This window comes from Rhodopseudomonas sp. BR0C11 (genome assembly GCF_010820945.1).
In the GTDB taxonomy this organism is placed as follows: domain Bacteria; phylum Pseudomonadota; class Alphaproteobacteria; order Rhizobiales; family Xanthobacteraceae; genus Rhodopseudomonas; species Rhodopseudomonas palustris_H.
The window spans coordinates 1-3720 of the sequence record NZ_QTKI01000444.1 but is presented as its reverse complement, the minus strand read 5'-3'; the positions used below and the strand labels follow the sequence as shown (position 1 = coordinate 3720).

The 3720-nt window shown below is 66.8% G+C and carries 3 protein-coding genes; 1 reads left to right on the top strand and 2 read right to left on the bottom strand.

Annotation, left to right across the window (positions count from 1 at the left end):
• Positions 1-286: 286 nt before the first annotated feature.
• Positions 287-2002, top strand: coding sequence for an outer membrane beta-barrel protein (locus tag DYI24_RS23070; protein ID WP_164573989.1), 1716 nt, complete (start codon positions 287-289; stop codon positions 2000-2002).
• A gap of 46 nt (positions 2003-2048) precedes the next feature.
• Here DYI24_RS23070 and DYI24_RS23065 read toward each other — a convergent pair whose 3' ends face one another.
• Both DYI24_RS23065 and DYI24_RS23060 read right to left on the bottom strand, forming a co-directional pair.
• Entirely contained in the window at positions 2049-2903 is an 855-nt protein-coding gene (locus DYI24_RS23065; protein ID WP_205523644.1) for an ABC transporter permease, read from the bottom strand.
• Positions 2904-3081: 178 nt separating this feature from the next.
• On the bottom strand, positions 3082-3720 hold a 639-nt coding region (locus DYI24_RS23060), incomplete at its 5' end, for an ABC transporter ATP-binding protein (protein WP_164573987.1).

Sequence of the window (3720 nt, the reverse complement as noted above, 5' to 3'; positions counted from 1 at the left end):
GGGGGGGCAGGGCGGGGGGGATCGCGGCGGCAGCTTGCTCGCTCATTGCGGGTATCTTGGTGTGGGTTTTGGACAGTGCCATGCAGGGTCTCCGGCATGGGCCGCGAAGCGGCCGGGCCTTCTCCTAGCATGGCGCCGGCCGGGATGCGACGCGGCCGATCCCAGCCTGCCGCCGTTCTCAACCGCTCCTTAACCATAGTTGTTTTAACTCCATTAACGATGAGGAGCTGTGCGTCTGCTCCTCATCGTTGTTCAGGATTCTGATTTTGTTGGAGTTTTTGCAGTCGTGACTTGGGCTCCAGCACCGGGCCGCCGCTCTCGCACAGCTTTGTGCGCCGGTTCCGCATGCCTGGCGCTCGCTGCGATCGGCACGATTCCGGCGGCTGCGCAGAGCCTGACCCGCGATCTGTTCAACCCACAGCGTGGCGGCTTTGTCGCCACCCAGGACCTGCCTCTGCGGCCGACGCCCGGCGCCGCGACCAGCTCGGCATCCCGGGGCCGCAACGTGTTCACGCAGCCCCAGGACGATGACACCAATACGCCGTTGCGGCCGACTTCGACGGCGGCGCTGCAGCCTCCGCCCGGCAGCGCCAATCCGGACAATGCCGGCGTCGCCTACGACGCGCTGAACCGAAAACGCCAGCGGCCGAAATACTATCCGGGTGCGCCGCGCCCGAAGGCCGTGGGACCGGGATCGCCGATGGTCACCCCGGCGCCGCCACCGGCGCGGCCGCTGCCGCCGTCGCAGACCGCCGCCAAACCGCCGCTCCCGCCCGCGCTCGCCGGCCGTGTGCCCGGGCAGCCGACGCGTCGGCAGCTCAAGACCGACGACGATCCGTTCGGTCCGGTCGGCGATTACGCCGGCAGCTTCCTGATCAAGGGCGCGCTCGAAGTCGGGGGTGGCTACGACACCAACCCGGCGCGCACCAACACGCCGCGCAGCTCTGGCTTCTACAAGGTGGCGCCGGAACTGATGATCACGTCGGATTGGGAGCGGCACGCGCTGGTGGCCGATCTGCGCGGCGCGTTCACCGGCTATGGCCACGACTTCAATCCGCCGGCCGGAACGGTGTCGCCGGCGCCGATCAGGCTCGACCGGCCGGAGTTCAACGGCCATGTCGACGGCCGGCTCGACGTCAGCCGCGACACGCATCTGATCGGCCAGGGGCGCCTGATCGTCGGCACCGACAACCCGGGCAGCCCGAACATTCAGGCCGGCCTGACTAAATATCCGCTGTTCACCACCACCGGCTTCTCCGGCGGCATCGATCAGAGCTTCAATCGCCTGCAGGTCTCCGCGGTCGGCAATTTCGATCGCACCGTGTATCAGGATTCGCAACTGACCGACGGCACCAGCGACTCGAACAAGGACCGCAACTACAATCAATATGGCGGCGTCGGCCGGGTCAGCTACGAGCTGAAGCCGGGCCTGAAGCCATTCGTCGAGATCGAGGGCGACACCCGCGTGCACGATGTGCCGGTGGATCGCTATCTGTATTTGCGCGGTTCCAATGGCGGCTATGCCAAGGGTGGCACCAGCTTCGAACTGACGCGGCTGCTCACCGGTGAAATCTCGATCGGCTATGCGACGCGCACCTATGTGGACCCGCGGCTGGAGAAGCTCGGCGGCCTGCTCACCACCGCCTCGCTGGTGTGGACGGTGACGCCGCTGACCACGGTGAAGTTCAACGCCGACACCCAGATCTCGGAATCGCCGTTGCCCGGCGTGTCGGGCGTGTTCACCCGCACCTATACGGCGGAGGTCGACCACGATTTCCGCCGCTGGCTGACGGCGATCGGCAAGTTCACCTACGGCACCTACGACTATCAGGGCTCCGGCCGCTCCGACCGGCTGAATTCGATCGAAGGCAACCTGATCTACAAGCTGAACCGCTCGGTATGGGTGAAGGGCCAGCTTCGCTACGACAAGCTGGATTCCAACGTCGTCGGCGGCAGCTACGACGCCACCGTGGTGATGCTCAGCGTCCGGCTGCAGAACTGAGCCGCGGGGCGTTCGGACCCGCTGGGGAACTGGCTTCAATCGCCGGCTAATCGTTGAGGGCCGAGGCCTCCGGCCGCCACGTCAGCAATCGCTTCTCCAGCGCGGTCAGCAGTCCTTCGGCGACCAGTGCCACCACGGCGATGACGATCATCGCGGCGAACACGCCGTTGGAGTCGAATGAGCCCTGGGCGGTGGCGATCAGCAGGCCCATGCCCTCGCGGGCGCCGAGGAATTCGCCGACGATGGCGCCGACCAGCGCGAACCCGAAGCTGACATGCAGGCTCGCCAGGATCCACGACAACGCCGAGGGGATCACCACTGAGGTCGTCACCTGCCACGGGCTGGCCCCGAGAATCCGCGCATTGGCGATCAGGTTCTTGTCGGCTTCGCGCACGCCCTGAAACGCATTGGCGAACACCACGAAGAACACCATCACCACCGCCAGCGCGACTTTCGACGCCGCGCCGAGCCCGAGCGCGACGATGAAGATCGACCCCAGCACCACGCGCGGAATCGAGTTCGCGACCTTGATGTAGATCGAGAACACGTCCGACAGCAGGTGATTGCGGCCGAGCGCGATGCCGCACAGCACCCCGAGCACCGCCCCGATCAGGAAGCCGGCGCCGGCCTCGTAGATCGTCACCCACACCTGCTGCCACAGCGGGCCGATCGAGGTGCCGTTCTGAATCCAGTCGATCAGCTTGAGCACGATGCCGCTCGGCTGGCCGAAGAAGAACGGATCAATCACGCCGAACCGTACGCCCAGCTCCCAGCCGGCGATCAGCACCACCAGCACCGCGAGCCGCAGCGCCAGCACCAGCCGCGCCCGCCGCCGCATGCGGACGGCCATCGGCTCTGCGCGAATGTCCGTCTCCGGCTTGCTGATTGTCGCATCAGCCATCAGCATGCTCCTCGCACGTCGCCGGTCCCATGCGAGGCCCTCATGGTGAGGAGGCGCGTCAGCGCCGTCTCGAACCATGAGTTTGCGCGGCTCTCATCCTTCGAGACGCGGCGAAGACGCCGCTCCTCAGGATGAGGACGCTGCGAGTTGTGGCGATGGCGAATGTCGCGATGCCTCCTCAATGTCCCGCCCTCGCGCGCAGGACTTCTTCGCGCAGGTCGTCGCTGATGCGGCGGGCGATGGCGATGAAGCGCTCGTCGTAGCGGAGCGTGGCGACGTCGCGCGGACGCGGCAGGTCGATGGCGTGCACCGACTTCACCCGCGCCGGACGCGTCGTCAGTACCGCGACACGGTCGGCCAGCAGGATCGCTTCATCGAGGTCGTGAGTGACGAACAGCACCGCGGAGCGCGCCTGCGCCCACAGCTGCAGCAGTTCTTCCTGCATCAGTTCGCGGGTCTGGACGTCGAGCGCCGAAAACGGCTCGTCCATCAGCAGCACCTGCGGATTGTTGATGAAGGTCTGCGCCAGTGCCACGCGCTTGCGCATGCCGCCGGACAGTTGATGCGGATGATGGTTCTCGAAACCCTTCAGCCCGACGCGGACGATCCAGTCGCGGGCTTGCGCCTCGGCATCCGCCTTGCCGACGCCGCGAAACAGCGGCCCGGCCATCACGTTGTGCAGCACGCTGCGCCAGGGAAACACCGCGTCCTGCTGAAACACGAAGCCGACGCGGCGATCGACGCCCTCGACCGGCGCGTCGAACAAGGTGACGCGGCCGGCCTGCGGCTTCGCCAGCCCGGCGATCAGCCCGAGCGT